General features: G+C 31.6%; 15 protein-coding genes. 5 read left to right on the top strand and 10 right to left on the bottom strand.

Annotated elements, in window-relative coordinates:
- Positions 1–2: 2 nt before the first annotated feature.
- Both K8354_RS01005 and K8354_RS01000 read right to left on the bottom strand, forming a co-directional pair.
- Positions 3–590, bottom strand: coding sequence for a hypothetical protein (locus tag K8354_RS01005; protein ID WP_223444722.1), 588 nt, complete (start codon positions 588–590; stop codon positions 3–5).
- Between the two features lie 3 nt (positions 591–593).
- Entirely contained in the window at positions 594–1,385 is a 792-nt protein-coding gene (locus K8354_RS01000; protein WP_223444721.1) for a DUF2797 domain-containing protein, read from the bottom strand.
- Between the two features lie 58 nt (positions 1,386–1,443).
- Between K8354_RS01000 and K8354_RS00995 the strand changes: the two genes are divergently transcribed.
- The gene (locus tag K8354_RS00995) at positions 1,444–2,952 is read left to right on the top strand and encodes a GH3 auxin-responsive promoter family protein (RefSeq protein ID WP_223444720.1); all 1,509 of its coding nucleotides are present in this window, start codon (positions 1,444–1,446) and stop codon (positions 2,950–2,952) included.
- A gap of 98 nt (positions 2,953–3,050) precedes the next feature.
- On the top strand, positions 3,051–5,459 hold the full coding sequence (locus K8354_RS00990) for a TonB-dependent receptor (protein WP_223444719.1): 2,409 nt from the start codon (positions 3,051–3,053) through the stop codon (positions 5,457–5,459).
- Between the two features lies 1 nt (position 5,460).
- Here K8354_RS00990 and K8354_RS00985 read toward each other — a convergent pair whose 3' ends face one another.
- The 5 genes from K8354_RS00985 to K8354_RS00965 all read right to left on the bottom strand — a co-directional run bounded on the left by K8354_RS00985 (position 5,461) and on the right by K8354_RS00965 (position 10,472).
- The gene (locus tag K8354_RS00985) at positions 5,461–6,438 is read right to left on the bottom strand and encodes a polyprenyl synthetase family protein (protein WP_223444718.1); all 978 of its coding nucleotides are present in this window, start codon (positions 6,436–6,438) and stop codon (positions 5,461–5,463) included.
- Between the two features lie 21 nt (positions 6,439–6,459).
- Complete coding sequence (locus tag K8354_RS00980) at positions 6,460–6,951, bottom strand: hypothetical protein (RefSeq protein ID WP_223444717.1); 492 nt, start codon at positions 6,949–6,951, stop codon at positions 6,460–6,462.
- Positions 6,952–6,990: 39 nt separating this feature from the next.
- Positions 6,991–8,031, bottom strand: a complete 1,041-nt coding sequence (gene rlmN, locus K8354_RS00975; RefSeq protein WP_223444716.1) for a dual-specificity RNA methyltransferase RlmN — start codon at positions 8,029–8,031, stop codon at positions 6,991–6,993.
- Between the two features lie 88 nt (positions 8,032–8,119).
- Positions 8,120–9,169: a tRNA preQ1(34) S-adenosylmethionine ribosyltransferase-isomerase QueA gene (queA, locus tag K8354_RS00970; protein WP_223444714.1), complete on the bottom strand. Its 1,050-nt coding sequence runs from the start codon at positions 9,167–9,169 to the stop codon at positions 8,120–8,122.
- A gap of 67 nt (positions 9,170–9,236) precedes the next feature.
- Complete coding sequence (locus K8354_RS00965) at positions 9,237–10,472, bottom strand: 3-phosphoshikimate 1-carboxyvinyltransferase (RefSeq protein WP_223444712.1); 1,236 nt, start codon at positions 10,470–10,472, stop codon at positions 9,237–9,239.
- A gap of 56 nt (positions 10,473–10,528) precedes the next feature.
- Here K8354_RS00965 and K8354_RS00960 point away from each other — a divergent pair, with 56 nt between their 5' ends.
- Positions 10,529–13,636 carry a VPS10 domain-containing protein gene (locus K8354_RS00960; RefSeq protein ID WP_223444709.1) on the top strand — a complete coding sequence of 1,036 codons (3,108 nt, stop codon included), beginning with the start codon at positions 10,529–10,531 and terminating at the stop codon, positions 13,634–13,636.
- Between the two features lie 47 nt (positions 13,637–13,683).
- Here the strand turns inward: K8354_RS00960 and K8354_RS00955 are convergent, their stop codons facing one another.
- From K8354_RS00955 to K8354_RS00945, 3 genes are read right to left on the bottom strand one after another with little or no spacing between them, the layout of a single operon-like run.
- Positions 13,684–13,959 carry a hypothetical protein gene (locus K8354_RS00955; RefSeq protein WP_223444707.1) on the bottom strand — a complete coding sequence of 92 codons (276 nt, stop codon included), beginning with the start codon at positions 13,957–13,959 and terminating at the stop codon, positions 13,684–13,686.
- Entirely contained in the window at positions 13,959–14,240 is a 282-nt protein-coding gene (locus tag K8354_RS00950) for a hypothetical protein (protein WP_223444705.1), read from the bottom strand. Before K8354_RS00950 ends, K8354_RS00955 begins: the two co-directional genes overlap by 1 nt.
- Positions 14,240–14,566: a nucleotide pyrophosphohydrolase gene (locus tag K8354_RS00945; protein WP_223444703.1), complete on the bottom strand. Its 327-nt coding sequence runs from the start codon at positions 14,564–14,566 to the stop codon at positions 14,240–14,242. Before K8354_RS00945 ends, K8354_RS00950 begins: the two co-directional genes overlap by 1 nt.
- Before the next feature lie 355 nt (positions 14,567–14,921).
- Between K8354_RS00945 and K8354_RS00940 the strand changes: the two genes are divergently transcribed.
- Both K8354_RS00940 and K8354_RS00935 read left to right on the top strand, forming a co-directional pair.
- Positions 14,922–17,045, top strand: a complete 2,124-nt coding sequence (locus K8354_RS00940) for a PAS domain S-box protein (RefSeq protein ID WP_223444702.1) — start codon at positions 14,922–14,924, stop codon at positions 17,043–17,045.
- Between the two features lie 10 nt (positions 17,046–17,055).
- Positions 17,056–17,460, top strand: coding sequence for a response regulator (locus tag K8354_RS00935; RefSeq protein ID WP_223444701.1), 405 nt, complete (start codon positions 17,056–17,058; stop codon positions 17,458–17,460).
- Positions 17,461–17,527: the final 67 nt, after the last annotated feature.

Raw genomic sequence — 17,527 nt, 5'->3', positions numbered from 1 at the left:
CATTAATTTTCTGTTTCTAAAGGAATTGGTGGTGGTGAAATTTCTCTTTGAATTTCAATTGGAAAACTCAACATGATTCCTAAATCAATATTCTCTTTATCTTTAATTGAAACCTTCTCAAAGTTTCTAATTAAATTTAAAATTGTTTTTTTTAATTCTACAGCTTTTTTATTCCTTTCATAAACAAGTTTGACAAATGCATCTTTAGGTGAAGTTGATAAAGATTCAATTTTACCAGTATTCTCATAATGAAGTTTCAAATATTTTTGTATTTCAGATTTTGGGTATTTCTTATCTAAAATAGCGATACTATCCTTACATATTTCTAAACCATTCCTTTCTTTTATAAAGCTCCCAGTATGCGTAAATGGTGATATTTTATAAATATCTTTATCCCCCTCGATAACAATAAAAAGTCTATTTTTTTTGAATAATTCGTTAGAAATAGAATCTATAATTTCTTCATAATTTAAATCATCAATAACAATTTCTTTAGGATTATTCTCTTTGAAAAACTTCTTTGAAGGATAATATGAAATTTCTTTTTTACAGGATGAAACTAGAAGAAATAAAAGAAGCATTTTTTTCATTTTCTATACTTCAATAGAAACGACCAAACCTTCATTAGATCTTATGTTCAAAACAGTTTCATCATCAAAAATTAAGTATTGTCCTTTAATGCCAACTAATTTTCCAATGTATTTTGGTGTTTTTATCAAATTTAAACTTTTAGGTTTCTCAGGATATTTATGCACAGGGAAATTCATACTAGTTTCAGAATTGTTTTCAATAAAATATTGTTGTGCTTCTTCGGGAATAAAAGCTTTCAATCGTTCTCTCCATACTACTAAATCGACATCTTCTATATCATTCTTTAACATTTTACGCCAATTCGTTTTATCGGCAACATGTGCTTTTAAAGCAACTTCGGTAATTCCGGCTAAATATCTATTTGGAGTTTCTACAATTTCAATGGCTTCGTGAGCTCCTTGATCTATCCATCTTGTGGGCACTTGTCCTTTTCTAGTCACACCAACTTTTACATTACTAGAGTTTGCTAAATACACAATATGTGGTTTTAATTGAACCACTTTTTCATAAGCCAAATCTCTATCTTCAATATCTAAATGAGCTTGGCTTAATTCGGGTTTTAGAATCCAATCTGCGGCTTGCGGGATGTCAAAAAAACAAGATTTACAAAAACCTTGTCTATAAACTGTCTTATCTAAATGGCAGTTTAAGCATTCGTATTGTACAAAACTGATAGAAATTTCCTTGTTTAACAACTGATTCATGTTTAAAAAATCAGTTTTCATATCTAAATAATACTGAATTTGCTCTAAATTTTCAGTTTTCATTTTTTTTAACACTCCTTGATATTGCATAACGAAATTTTAGTATTTTTAGCAGTAAACAAACTTACAAAAAAACAGCACTTAAATTATGGCATTTCCCATAGTAAATTCAATCATTTCTTGGTTTTTAAAAAAACGGATTCATCAGATTGAACTATTTTTAAAATACCCTTCTGATGTTCAGCAAGAATTGTTGCTGAAATTAACGTATACGGCAAGAAAAACAGTATTTGGGCAAACGCATCATTTTGATACTATCAAAAATTACAACGATTTTGCAAAGCATGTTCCGATTCAAAAATACGAAAGTATAGAACCTTTAATTGAGCGTTGCAGAAAAGGAGAACAAAATTTATTTTGGCCCACTCAGATAAAATGGTTTGCTAAATCTAGCGGAACTACCAATGCTAAAAGTAAATTTATTCCGGTAAGCAATGAGGCTTTAGAATATTGCCACATGAAAGCAGGTAAAGATATGCTATGTTTATTTATTAATAATAATGAAGAAACACAATTATTTACCGGTAAAGGTTTAAAATTAGGCGGCAGTTCTGATATTCATGAAGATGGTAATTCCTATTTTGGAGATTTATCAGCAATTATTACCGAAAACTTGCCTTTTTGGGCAGATTATAGCTCTGCACCTAGCCAAGAAGTATCTTTAATGGCAGAATGGGAAACGAAAATGGAAGCTATTATTGATGAAACAATTTATGAAGATATTACCAGTTTAGTAGGGGTACCCAGTTGGATGTTGGTCTTATTAAACCGAGTTTTAGAGCGCACAGGAAAAGATAATATTTTAGAAGTTTGGCCAAATTTAGAAGTCTATTTTCATGGGGGCGTTAACTTTAATCCGTATCGAGAACAGTATAAAAAACTGATTCCTAAAAAGGATTTTCAATATTATGAAACCTATAATGCTTCCGAAGGATTTTTCGCCATACAAGATAGAAATGGTTCTAAAGAGTTATTGTTGATGCTAGATTATGGAATTTTCTATGAGTTTATCCCTATGAAAAATTATAAGGGAGAAAATTCTACCACAATTCCACTATCCGAAGTAAAAACGGATGTTAATTATGCTTTAGTCATTACAACCAATAGTGGTTTGTGGCGTTATTTAATTGGTGATACGGTTCGGTTTACATCTTTAGAACCTTATAGAATTAAAATTACCGGAAGAACAAAACACTATATTAATGTTTTTGGTGAAGAACTAAATATTGAGAATGTAGAAGATGCTTTAAAATTAGCATGTGAAAAAACAGCCGCAACAATTACCGACTATACAGTGGGTCCTATTTTTATGAAAGATAAAAACAGTGGTGGTCATGAATGGATTATTGAGTTTAACGAAAAACCTGAAAGCATGAGCTATTTTACAGAACTATTAGACAATGCTTTAAAATCTATTAATTCTGATTATGAAGCTAAAAGATATAATTCTATGGCATTGGCAATGCCTAAAATTCATGTTGCTAAAAAAGATTTGTTTTATGATTGGTTAAAGAAAAGAGATAAATTAGGCGGACAACATAAAGTGCCAAGATTGAGCAATTCTAGAGCTTTTGTTGATGAATTATTAAATCTCTAATTCCGATAAAATTCCTACTGTTATTTTTACCTTACCTAACTAGGCATGATTTTTGATCATTAATATGATAATTTATCAAAAACAAAACGACCTCTCTAATGATTAAAAACGTTATTTTAATTATAGTATTCTTATCTTTTAGCTTCGCATCCCACTCCCAAATAATAACCATCATTAACAAAGAAACTAAAGAAAACTTAGAACAAGTAACTATTTTTAACAGAGCCACCAATAACTATGTAACTACTAACGGAAAAGGCCAAGCAAATATTAGCGACTTTATAAACGTAAAAATCCTAGAGATTCGTTTTCTTGGTTTTAAAACAAAATATCTCAGCTATGAAATTTTAAAGAAAAACAACTTTCTAATTCAATTGATTCCTACTGTTTTAAGAACTGATGAAATCGTAATTTCTGCAACAAAGTGGCAACAGAAAACATCCGACTTAGCCTCAAAAATCAAGGCAATCTCCCCTCAAGAAGTCGCATTAATAAACCCACAAACTGCCGCAGATCTGCTAACGGTTTCTGGTAAAGTATTTGTTCAAAAAAGCCAGCAAGGTGGCGGAAGCCCAATGATTAGAGGCTTTGCAACCAACAGATTACTCTACACAATTGACGGTGTTAGAATGAATAACGCAATTTTTAGAGCAGGAAATATTCAGAATGTAATTTCTTTAGATCCGTTTGCCTTAGAAGAAACAGAAATAATTTTTGGACCAGGTTCTGTAATTTATGGAAGTGATGCTATTGGGGCTGTTATGAGTTTTAAAACCCTGTCTCCTAGCCTATCTTTAAACGAAGAAACCTTAATTACGGGGAATGCTTTTAGTAGATTTTCATCTGCTAACGAAGAAAAAACATATCATACAGATTTTAATTTAGGATATAAAAAATGGGCATTTGTTACAAGCTTAAGCTACAACGATTATGGCGATTTACGAATGGGAAACAACGGACCCGACGAATATGTAAGAAATTTTTATGTAGAAAGACAAAATAATCAAGATATTGTCATCTCTAATAAAGACAATAAAATTCAAAATCCCTCTGGTTATACCCAAACAAATTTAATGCAAAAAGTAAGGTATAAACCAAATGAAAAATGGAATTTTGAGTATGGATTTCATTTATCCGAAACCTCTAGCTACGCCAGATATGATCGCCATTTAAGAACAAGAAATGGCAACCCGAGATATGGTGAATGGAAATACGGCCCACAAAAATGGATGATGAATAATTTTGAGATCAACAAAAAAGGAAACAGTCTTTTTTATGATTATGTAACTTTAAGGTTAACCTATCAAAAATTTGAAGAAAGCAGAATTAGTAGAAATTTTAACGATTCTAACAGAAATACAAGAACAGAAAAAGTAGATGCTTATTCTACAAATTTAGATTTCGTTAAAAGTTTTAATAGAAAAAGTAAGTTCTTTTACGGAACAGAATATGTTTTGAACGATGTAAATTCTACAGGAGTTCAAACAAATATTGATACAAATATTTCTCAGAAAGGTCCTAGCCGATACCCCGATGCCAATTGGTCTTCTTTAGGTTTTTATGCATCTAATCAATATGATTTTTCTAAAAAATGGGTGTTACAATCTGGTTTACGTTATAATTTATACAGTTTAAACGCTACCTTTAATACTACTTTTTATCCGCTTCCTTTTACACAAACAACCATAAATGACGGTGCTTGGACAGGTAGTTTGGGGTTGGTCTTTAAACCTGCAAAAGATTGGTTACTAAGTACAAATTTTTCAACAGCTTTTCGATCACCGAATGTAGATGATATTGGTAAAGTTTTTGATTCAGAACCAGGTTCTGTAGTAGTGCCTAATCCCAATTTAAAAGCAGAATATGCTTATAATACAGATGTTTCTATTGCAAAAACTTTTGGTGATTACTTAAAAATTGAAGTAACAGGATTTTATACCAATTTACAAAATGCTATCGTGCGAAGAGATTATACTTTAAACGGTCTTACTGAAATTATGTATGATGGCGAATTAAGCAATGTACAAGCGTTGCAAAACGCTGCAGCTGCAAATGTATATGGGTTTCAAACAAGTTTTGAAGCTGAATTAGGAAAAGGTTTAGGCATTTCATCAGACTTTAATTACCAAAAAGGAGAAGAAGAATTAGACAATGGAGATACAAGTGCTTCTAGACATGCCGCCCCTTGGTTTGGCACCACGCGCGTTACCTATAACGCAAGCAAATTAAAAGCGCAATTTTATGCAGATTATAGCGGTTCTGTAGCTTTTAATGATTTACCAATTACCGAAAAATCTAAAGAGTTTATGTATGCAATTGATGAAAATGGAAATCCATATTCTCCTTCTTGGATCACTTTAAATGTAAAAACGTCTTATCGATTTACAGAAAATTTTTTAATTTCTACGGGAGTAGAAAATTTGGAAGACAAACGTTACCGACCTTATAGCTCTGGAATTGTTTCTCCCGGAAGAAACTTTGTAATCTCTTTAAAAGCAACTATTTAAATTAAACCTTGCGCGCTACAACATATTCAATCATCTGCACAAGAGAATTCTTATAGGCAGATTCTGGGTAGTTTTCTAAAATAACCAAAGCTTTGTTTTTATAGTCGTTCATTTTAGAAATGGTATATGCTATACCGCCATTTTCTTTAACAAAGGCAATTACTTCTTTAACTCTAACTTTATCTTTGTTATATTTTTTGATAGAATTAATAATCCAAGATTTTTGTTTTTTAGAGCAGTTATTCAGCGTATAAATTAAAGGCAATGTCATTTTTTGTTCTTTGATATCAATGCCGGTAGGTTTTCCTATTTTTTCATCAGAATAATCAAACAAATCGTCTTTAATTTGAAAAGCGATTCCTATATATTCGCCAAATTTTCGCATTTGTTGCACTGTATCTTGATTTGCACCCACAGAAGCTGCCCCTATTCCGCAACAAGCTGCAATTAAAGTAGCTGTTTTCTGACGAATAATATCAAAATAAATATCTTCTGTAATGTCTAGTTTTCGTGCTTTTTCTATTTGCAGCAGTTCACCCTCACTCATTTCACGAACCGCAATTGAAATCAATTTTAACAAATCAAAATCTTCATTATCTATGGATAAAAGCAATCCTTTTGACAACAAATAGTCGCCCACTAAAACAGCAATTTTATTTTTCCATAAAGCATTTACCGAGAAAAAACCACGTCTTCTATTGCTATCATCTACCACATCATCATGCACTAATGTAGCAGTATGGATTAATTCTACCACAGAAGCACCTCTATAGGTTCGTTCATCAAAACCGCCATCAGAAACCATTTTAGCAACTAAGAAAACAAACATGGGTCGCATTTGTTTTCCTTTTCTGCGAACAATATAATATGTAATTCTATTTAAAAGTGGTGCTTTAGAGAGCATCGCGTCTTTGAACTTTTTTTCAAAAAGTTCCATCTCACTTTTAATAGGAAGTTTTATTTGTTCTACAGGTTTCATGGTTTACTAAATATTTTAATCTTATAAAATAAATCTTACTCCATAAACAAAAACCGCTGGAGAAATGCTGGCTTGTAAACTAAATTTTTTAGCAACTCTATAATCAAAAGTAAAACCGGTAATTGGGTTAATAGGACCTTGAAATAAAAAGGTTTTTCTGAAAGGAATTCCTGGAACATCTACCAAAATACCATCATAACCATACATAATACCTAAACCATAGATAAATGACCATTTTTCTGATATCTCAATTTCTCTCTTATACATGGTAGCAACGGTTAAATCGTCTACTGAATTTTTAAATGCTAGAACCTCTACACTTCTATAATTAAAGGCAGTAAGCCAAGTATCTAGTAAATCTATAGGGTTTACATGGTTCCCTATCGGAAGAAAACTTATGGAGGTTTCTAATGGCTTCCCTTTTAAAATTTTCCAAAAAGATTTTTTTTTCTCTTGCGAATTGATACTTATGGTCGTTAAAATAAGCAAGATTACAATTACATATTTTCGCATTTATAACGGTCTTTTATTATTTATTTTCGTTCAATTAAATTATGATTTATTCGCCAATTGCCCACAAGCAGCATCGATATCTTTACCTCTACTTCTTCTTACATTGATGGTAATATCGTTCATTTCTAAATTAGAAATATAATTATTAATTGCAGACGAGCTTGCTTGTTGAAACTCACCATCGTCAATAGGATTATATTCTATTAAATTAACTTTACAAGGCACAGCTTTACAAAAATCGACTAGTGCTTTTATATCTTCCTTTTGATCATTAATTCCTTCCCAAACAATATATTCGTAGGTGATTTCACGTTTAGTTTTCTCATACCAATACTCTAAAGATTCGCGTAAATCTTTTAACGGAAACGTGGTATTAAAAGGCATAATGGATGTTCTAACTTCATCTACCGCAGAATGTAAAGAAACCGCTAAGTTAAATTTCACCTCTTCATCTGCCATCCTTTTAATCATTTTTGGCACACCAGAAGTAGATACGGTAATTCTTTTTGATGACATTCCTAAACCTTCTGGTGAAGTAATCATTTCAATAGATTTCATGACATTTTTATAGTTCATGAGAGGTTCTCCCATTCCCATAAAAACAATATTTGAGAGTTTATGATTGTAATACAACCTACTTTGTTGATCAATAATTACTACTTGATCATAAATTTCATCAGGATTTAAATTACGCATTCTTTTTAAGCGAGAAGTTGCACAGAATTTACAATCTAAACTGCACCCCACTTGACTAGAAACACATGCTGTTGTTCTTTTTTTAGTGGGTATTAATACAGATTCTACAATTAAACCATCATGTAATTTAATTCCGTTTTTAATCGTACCATCCTCACTTTTTTGCATAGAATCTACTTTTATGTGATTAATCACAAAGTTTTCTTCTAACATTTCTCGGGTTTGTTTAGAAATGTTGGTCATGGCCTCAAAAGTGTGTAAAGATTTACTCCATAACCATTCATACACTTGGTTTCCACGAAAAGCTTTATCACCATTTTCTAAAAAAAAATCACGTAATTGCTCTTTGGTTAAGGCTCTAATATCTTTCTTTTTTACTTCCATTGTTTGCAAAAGTACAAAACCTCACCGTAATACTGAATTTAGTTCAGTACATACTAGTGAGGCTCATGATTGTATAAATAGTTTGTAATTATATAATTAACATGGCATCTCCATAGGTAGAGAATTTATAACCTTCTTTAATTGCTTGTTTGTACGCTTCCATTAAAAAATCATATCCGGCAAAAGCAGCTCCCTGCATCATTAAGGTAGATTTTGGTTCATGAAAATTTGTAATCATAGCATTTGCAATACTAAACTCAAAAGGAGGGAAAATAAATTTATTTGTCCAACCTTCAAAAGCATTTAGCTCTTGTTTTGAAGAAACAGAAGATTCTACAGTTCTCATTACTGTAGTTCCTACCGCACAAATTCTTCTTTTTTCCTTTTTAGCTTTGTTTATTTTATCTGCTGTAGCTTCAGGAATTACAATTTGTTCAGAGTCCATTTTATGTTTCGACAAATCTTCAACTTCAACAGCACTAAAAGTTCCCAAACCAATATGCAAAGTCATCTCTGCAAAATCGACTCCTTTAATTTCTAAACGCTTTAATAAATGTTTAGAAAAATGGAGGCCCGCAGCTGGTGCTGCCACTGCTCCTTCGTGTTTTGCATAAATAGTTTGATAGCGTTCTTCATCTGAAGCTTCCACCTCTCTATTAATAGCTTTTGGTAAAGGAGTTTCTCCTAGTTCTAATAATTTTTCTCTAAAAGCTTCGTAACTTCCATCGTATAAAAAACGTAAAGTTCTTCCTCTAGAAGTGGTATTATCGATTACTTCTGCGACTAAACTATCGTCATCTCCAAAAAATAATTTATTTCCTATTCTAATTTTTCTTGCAGGATCTACTAAAACATCCCATAATCTATTTTCTGCATTTAGTTCTCTCAATAAGAAAACCTCGATTCTTGCACCCGTTTTCTCTTTATTGCCATACATTCTGGCAGGAAAAACCTTGGTGTTATTCAACATCATTACATCGCCTTCTTCAAAATAATTAATAAGGTCTTTAAATGTTTTGTGTTCTATCGTTTGCTCTTTTCTGTTCAATACCATTAAACGAGACTCATCTCTATGTTCTGCCGGATATTTTGCTAACAGTTCTTTTGGCAATTCAAAATCAAATTGTGATAATTTCATATATATATTTGCTGTGAAAGTTGCAAAGATACGATATGCAAATAGGCGTTGTCAAGTGTTTGAGTGTTTATCTTTGATAATCAGTAATATTAATTCCTATTTGTTGCATATCATTCCAAAAATTCTGATATGATTTGGTCACTACCTCGGCATTTAAAATTTGAATAGGAACCTTTAAAGCCAAAGGTGCAAAAGCCATTGCCATTCTATGATCATTGTAGGTTTTGATGGCAATATTTTCTTTTATTTTTGATGATTTTTCTAAATGTAAACTATCATCAGTAACCGAAATATTAGCGCCCAATTTAGATAATTCGTCATGCAGCGCCAGTAAACGATCTGTTTCTTTTATTTTTAAAGTATGTAAACCCAACAAATTACAGGCAATTCCCTCTGCAAAACAAGTAACTGCAATCGTTTGTGCAATATCTGGAGCATTTTTTAAATCGATTGCTAAAACCTCTTTGCTACTGTTTTTTTTCTTTTTTAAGGTGATAAAATATTCACCAAAAGTAGTTTCCACGCCAAAATGTTTGTAAATTTCTATCAAACAAGAATCGCCCTGCAAACTTTCTTTTTTATACGCTGATAATTGAATTTTAGAACCAATTTCTGATAATGCTATGATCGAATAAAAATAACTTGCAGAACTCCAATCCGATTCTACCACAACCGTTTGTTTTTCGATTTCTTTCTTCGGATATACCTGAATAAAATTTCCTTCAAATTTATTTTCGATTCCGAGTTGGGTTAATAAACTCAATGTCATCTTAATATAAGGAATCGAAGTAATTGCACCTAAAAGTTCAATTTCTAATCCGTTTTCTAACTTCGATGCCATTAATAGTAACGAAGAAATATATTGACTACTTACATTCCCTTGTACTTGAACTTTGTCTTTTGTTATTTTTTTCCCTTTAATTCTTATCGGCGGATATCCAATTTTTTCCTCGTAGGATATTTCTGCGCCTAAGGTATTCAGTGCATTCACTAAAATTTCAATCGGCCTATTTTGCATTCTTTCAGAACCCGTTAAAACAGTTTCTCTACCCTCATTCGCAGCAAAATAAGAAGTTAAAAAACGCATCGCAGTTCCTGCATGACCAATATCTACGGTTTCATTATTTGTAGAAAGTGCATGCTGCATATGAATGGAATCATCAGAATCTGATAAATTTTCAATCGAAATTTCTGGAAATAATTTTTGTAAAATCAGTAATCGATTCGATTCACTTTTAGAACCAGAAATTGTAATTTCTTCTTTTATTTTTTTATCCTCTAAAACATTTAACAATATGTCCATTCTAAAAACTAATTTTAATTCTTATTTTTAACACCCAAACTCAATAAATAACCAACATGAAAAAAATTCTTTTTCTGACGATTTGTATTTTTTTATCTGCAAACGTCAAAGTTAATGCACAAAAAAAAGCTACCCAAGTTTCTGACGAATATTTTAGTGCCATAAAATGGCGAAATATTGGTCCTTTTAGAGGGGGAAGAAGCGCCGCAGTTACTGGAGTTTCTGGCAAAGCAAACCTTTTTTATATGGGTTCTACTGGCGGTGGTGTATGGAAAACTACGGATGCTGGTAATACTTGGCAAAATATTTCTGACGGATTTTTTGGCGGTTCTGTAGGCGCTGTCGCAGTTTCTGAATCTGATAACAATGTAATCTATGTTGGAATGGGAGAAAAAACTGTTCGTGGAAATGTTTCTTCTGGTGATGGAATTTGGAAATCTGAAAATGCAGGAAAAACATGGAAACATATGGGTTTAAAAAACTCTAGGCATATTCCAAGAATGAGAATTCATCCAAAAAATTCAGACATCGTTTTTGCAGGCGTCATGGGCGATTTATACAAACCCACCCAAGAAAGAGGCGTTTATAAATCTGTTGATGGTGGCGAAAATTGGAAAAAAGTATTGTTTTCTGATGAAAATTCTGGCGTTGTCGATTTAATCATCGACCCTAATAATCCAAGAATTTTATATGCCACTACTTGGGATGTAAGAAGAACTCCGTATAGTTTGTCTTCTGGCGGAAAAGGTTCTGCGATGTGGAAAAGTACAGATGAAGGTGAAACTTGGTCAAATATATCTACTCACAAAGGGTTGCCAAGCGGAATTTGGGGGATTAGTGGCGTTACTGTTTCGCCAGTAAATTCTGATATCGTTTGGGCTTTAATTGAAAACGAAAAAGGAGGTATCTATAAATCTACGGATGCTGGTAAAACCTGGAAATTGATCAATGCTGAACGTAAATTACGCCAAAGAGCTTGGTATTACACACGTTTATATGCAGATACACAAGATGAAGATATTTTATATGTTTTAAATGTACGTTATCATAAATCTACCGATGGCGGAAAAACATACTCAACCTACAATGCGCCGCATGGAGATCATCATGATTTATGGATTGCACCAGAAGATAACCAAAGAATGATTATTGGTGATGATGGTGGCGCTCAAATTTCTTTTGATGCTGGCGAAAATTGGAGTACTTATATGAATCAGCCAACTTCACAATTTTACAGAGTCACAACAGACAATCATTTTCCGTATAGAATTTTAGCTGCACAGCAGGATAATTCAACCGTGCGAATTTCTCATAGAACTTCAGGGAGATTTATCACGGAGTCTGATTGGGAATCTACTGCTGGTGGAGAAAGTGCCCATATTGCTGTAGACCCTTTAAATGATGATATTGTATATGGTGGTAGTTATGGTGGTTTGTTAACGAGAGTTAATCATAAAACAAATGAAACAAGAGCTATTAATGTTTGGCCAGATGACCCAATGGGACATGGCGCTGAAGATTTTAAATATCGTTTTCAGTGGAATTTTCCTATTTTCTTTTCACCCAACAATAAGAAGAAATTATATGCGGCTTCTAACCACTTGCATACGACCGAAGATGAGGGGCAAACCTGGAAGTTAATCAGTCCTGATTTAACAAGAAACGATCCTGAAACTTTAAAATCTTCTGGTGGACCCATCACTCAGGATAATACAGGTGTTGAGTATTACGGAACTATTTTTGCTGCCACAGAATCGGCTTTTGAACCTGGTTTAATTTATACAGGTTCTGATGATGGCTTGGTACACATCAGCAAAAATAATGGTGAAACTTGGGACAATATCACTCCTAAAAAAATGCCAGAATGGATGATGATTAACTGTATTGAAGTGGATCCTTTTACCAAAGGTGGTGCTTACATTGTAGGAACAAAATATAAGTCTGGCGATTATGCACCGTACATCTACAAAACTGAAAACTATGGAAAATCTTGGGAACTACTAGTGAACGGCATTGGAAATGAAGATTTTACAAGAGCCTTAAGAGCTGATCCTAAAAGAAAAGGTTTGTTATATGCCGGAACCGAGAGAGGGATGTATATTTCTTTTGATGATGGAAAAAACTGGCAAACTTTCCAACAAAATCTACCGATTGTTCCGATTACAGATTTAACCATTAAAGATGATAACTTAATTGCCGCAACGCAAGGTCGTTCCCTATGGATTATTGACGATTTAACTCCGTTGCATCAATTAAACGCCAACATTTTAAAACAAGAGGTCGTTTTATACAAGCCAAAAGATGCCTATAATCTATCTGGCGGAAACGGAAGAACTTCTAGAACTGCAGGAACCAATCATGCAGGTGGTGTTGCTGTCAATTATTTTATCAAAACAGCAAACAAGAAAGATACGATTACACTCTCTTTTTATGACGCAAACAATAATTTGATTAAAAAATATTCGACAAAACCCAATAAAGAAAACAAAGAAGAAACTCTGAAAATCGAGGATGGAAACAATATTTTTAATTGGAATATGATGTATCCTGGAGCAGAATCTGTAAAAGGAATGATTTTATGGTGGGCTTCTTTAAGCGGACCGATGGCATTACCTGGTAATTATAAAGTAGAGTTAGCTGTAAATGATGCAAAACAAACTCAAACTTTTAGAATTATCAACAATCCTGTTTCTGAAGTATCGGAAAATGAAATGAAAGCTCAGTTTGATTTTATTAACGACATCAATAAAAAGATGACTGAAATACACAAAGCATTGAAAAATGTGAAAAAAGTGAGAGCTCAAGTTGGTGTTTTAAAGAAAGCTATCAAAGATAAAGAGAAGCATAAAGCCTTGTTAGATGTAGCTTCTAATTTAGTAAAAGATATGACGAAAATCGAAGAAACTTTATATCAAACAAAATCTAAAAGCGGGCAAGATCCTTTAAATTATCCTATTAGACTAAACAACAAATTAGCGCATTTAAATTCGTTAACAAGAATTGGAAATTATGCTCCAACACAACAAGCCATTGATTTTAAAAGAGAAATAACCAAAGAAATAGACATCGAATTAAAGAAATTATACGCACTTTTTGATAACGGCGTAAAAGAATTAAATCAAAAAGTAAAAGAAAGTACTATTGATTTGATTCAATTGGACTAATCAATATCTTTTAAATCATAAAAAAAGCGACTTTTGAGTCGCTTTTTTTAATTGTGTTTATTTTTCCAATTCTTGTGGATTGCTTTTCGAACTTTATGAAAAACTCTAAAAAAGACAGAAAAACTCACAGCTTGAAATAAAATCATTCGCCAATCAAATTCAAAATCCAAAAAGAAACTGGCTATAAATTGACCAAAAGCAAACATTGCAAAAAGAACAGGAATGTATATCAATAAATATTTACCTAAAGATAAAGAGTTTATCAACTCAGTTTCTTCATTTACATTTTTATTCAACTGATCATTTATATTTTTTAGGCTCATCACTTTATATTTTTAATAGTCATATATAACCCATAAAAAACGCTAATAAATATTTTTATTCCCCAAAAGGATTTCCATTGATCTCCTTTAAAATTTAATTCTGAAACCGCTGCAAAATCACCTTCAAAAATATCTCGCCAGCTATTTAAAAATAATGAAATTAAAGTAACCACAACAAAAAAAGGAAGCGCTACTTTTAGAAAACTTACCCAAAATTCTTTAGTTTGCATTTTGGAAAAAACAATTTTTGCGCCTTTTATAAAATTCTTAATAAAACTCATTATTTTAATTTTTGGTTGTTATGATGACGCTCATGATCGCGTTTTGTTTTAAGATCTAATTTTTTTTCAAAAGCATCTTGCAAATTAATTCCCGTTTGGTTTGCCAAACACAAAACAACAAATAGTACATCTGCTAATTCTTCTCCTAAGTCTTTATTTTTATCCGATTCTTTTTCGCTTTGCTCACCATAACGTCTTGCTATAATTCGGGCAACTTCACCAACCTCTTCGGTTAATTGCGCCATATTGGTCAACTCATTAAAGTACCGAACTCCATGATTTTTAATCCAATCATCTACTTGCTGTTGTGCATTTTCTATGTTCATTTTTACTGTATTAAAAGATTGTAGCATTTAAAAAATTCAAAGATATAGTTTCTGAAATTATTTGGTTCGATTATGAATTTAAAAAACAAAGCAAAGAACAAACTCTATACGTTATACAATCAAAAACATTGCTCTAAATACCTTAAAAAGGGTCACCTAAAAAATAACGAAGTCTCCTTGCATTGGTGCTGTTTTTCTTTCTCTTACATCAGTAGGCAATCACTATTTTTTAATAAAAAAAATTGTTATTCGTTTAAAATAGATTTACATTTACATACTCTCTGTTTTTTTAGAATCGGCAACGAGTATATAGTAGCGAAAATTATAATTTTAGTTTAACTCCAACCCCCTAATATTGTTAAATAACAAATTTAGAATATTAATTATTATTTTTATTTTGATCATTATTTCTGGTCAAATAATCATTGAAAATGCTATTTCTATACAAAGTTCTGATGCAAAAACGATAAACGTTGCAGGCAAACAGAGAATGTATAGCCAGCAGATTACCAAAATGGCGTTATACGCTAATGAAGCAAAAAACACTCCTTCTTTTATTAAAAATATTGAACCCTTAAAAAAGGTTGTCGATAGTTTTAAAAAAGCCGACACGTATCTTAAGGAAAAAAATAGATTAAACTATAATGATGAATCTATAGATCTTCTTTTTAAAAAAAACACATCTTATTTTAATAAAATTATTAATTCTTCTTACAAATTCATAGAAAACCCAGAAAATAAAGCTGTTTTTAATCAATTTTTAGAAACTGTTAAAAGTAACGAAGCTCCGTTTTTAAAAACAATGGATGCCATCGTAAATGAGTATCAACAAATTTCTGAAAGAAAATTAATCTTTCTAAAAAAAATGCAATACTTTTTTATCACGCTAACATCCTTTTTACTTTTAGGCATGATTTTCTTTATGTTTTTACCCATATTTAGAAAAAATAAGGAACTAACTTCTTTAAATATTGAATTAGAAAAATTCAAAAAAAAAGTAAAACAAAAAGAAGAAGATAAAAAAACGGTTGAGGAAATTTTAGAAAGAACAAACTCAATAGCACGAATTGGAACCTGGGAACTCGATTTAGTAAATCAAAATGTTTTTTGGAGTAAAGTAACCAGAGAAATTCATGATACTGATGATGACTTTGTTCCCGAATTAGAAACCGGAATAGATTTCTACCGAGAAGGTTACAGCAGAGATAAAATTAAAGAGGTTGTGGCTAATTCTATTAAAAACAACACTTCTTGGGACGAGGAATTACAGATAGTAACAGGAAAAGGAAATCTAATATGGATTAGAACCATTGGTCAGCCTGAATTTGTAAACGGCGAATGCGTTAGAATGTACGGAACTTTTCAAGATATTAATACTGTTAAAACAGCACAAATTAAATTAAAGAACGTAAATGAAGAGTTGAGCGCTATTTTTAATTCAGTGACCATTTCAATTATACGAACAGATACAAATGGTATTATTACCTATTTTAATGAAGGTGCAGAAACGTTGTTAGGATATAAAAGTGAAGAATTAATCAATAAAAAAACACCTGCCATATTTCATAATAAAGAAGAAGTTAGAAAAAGAGGAAAAGAACTTTCTATAGAATACAACGAAGAAATTAGTGGTATTGACATCTTTACCAAACTAGCAAAAGAAGGCAAAGAAGATTCCAGAGAATGGACGTATATAAGAAAAGACGGAAGTTACTTTTATGTGCAACTTAATATGAATGCCATCAAAAATGATAATGGCGATATCGTTGCTTTTTTGGCAGTAGGTGCAGACATTACAAAAGTTACAGAACAAAACCAACAATTGGCAAATTTTGCTCAAATTGCCTCACATAACTTAAGAGCCCCCGTTGCTAATTTAAGTTCTTTATTAGAGTTTTATGATCTATGTGATACGCCAGAAGAGAAAAAATTTATATTTGATAAATTCAAAACTGTAATTGCTCATTTATCTGAAACGCTTAATACTTTAATTGAAGCCATAAAAATACGAGGAAAAAAAGGATCTGAAATAGAAACCAAAACGTTATCTTTTAGTAAAATATTAAAGAAAATAGAAGAAGTAATATCCGAAGAGATCCTTAAAAAAAAGGCAGTAATTTACACAGATTTCTCTGCGACAGATACCATAAAATATAATGAACCTTATTTAGAAAGTATCATTTTTAATTTGATTAGTAATTCTTTGCGATACGCATCACCAGAAAGAACACCAAGAATAGAAATAAAAACTTCGATAAAAGAAGGTAGAACTCAATTAATAGTTACAGATAATGGCCTTGGCATTGATTTGAAAAGACATGGTCATAAATTATTTGGACTCAATAAAGTTTTCCATCGACATAAAGACTCAAAAGGTGTTGGTTTGTATATTCTAAAAAATCAAATTACATCTTTAAAAGGAACAATCACTTGCACCAGCGAAGTAGATAAAGGAACAACGTTTACCATACTATTTTAAAATTAAAATTATGCAACAAAAATATAGCATCTGTTTTATAGACGACGACGGGGTTTATAAATTCTTTATGCAAGGAGTCTTGAATAAAAAGAAATTAGCAGATAATGTTATAACATTTGCTGATGGCGAAGAAGCTTATGAGTTTATAAATAAAAACAAAGAAATACCCGAAAATCTGCCCGATCTTATTTTTTTAGATATTAACATGCCAATTATGGATGGTTTTCAGTTTATGGATGAATACATGAACATACATAAAGCCATCAAAAAGAAAATTACTATTTTTATGGTTACCTCTTCTATAGACCCGATAGATCTTGAACGTTCTAAGCAATATGCTGAAATTTCAGATTTTATTACAAAGCCCATGAAAGTAAGTGTATTAGAAGAAATTATTAATAGGTTAAGAAAATAATGGCGTGTAATTTTATTGTAATGTGTAGTTCATTTTTTAAATAATACTGTATCAACAACTTAGCACC

This window comes from Polaribacter litorisediminis, from assembly GCF_019968605.1.
GTDB lineage: Bacteria > Bacteroidota > Bacteroidia > Flavobacteriales > Flavobacteriaceae > Polaribacter > Polaribacter litorisediminis.
This window is presented reverse-complemented; position numbering and strand designations above follow the sequence as displayed.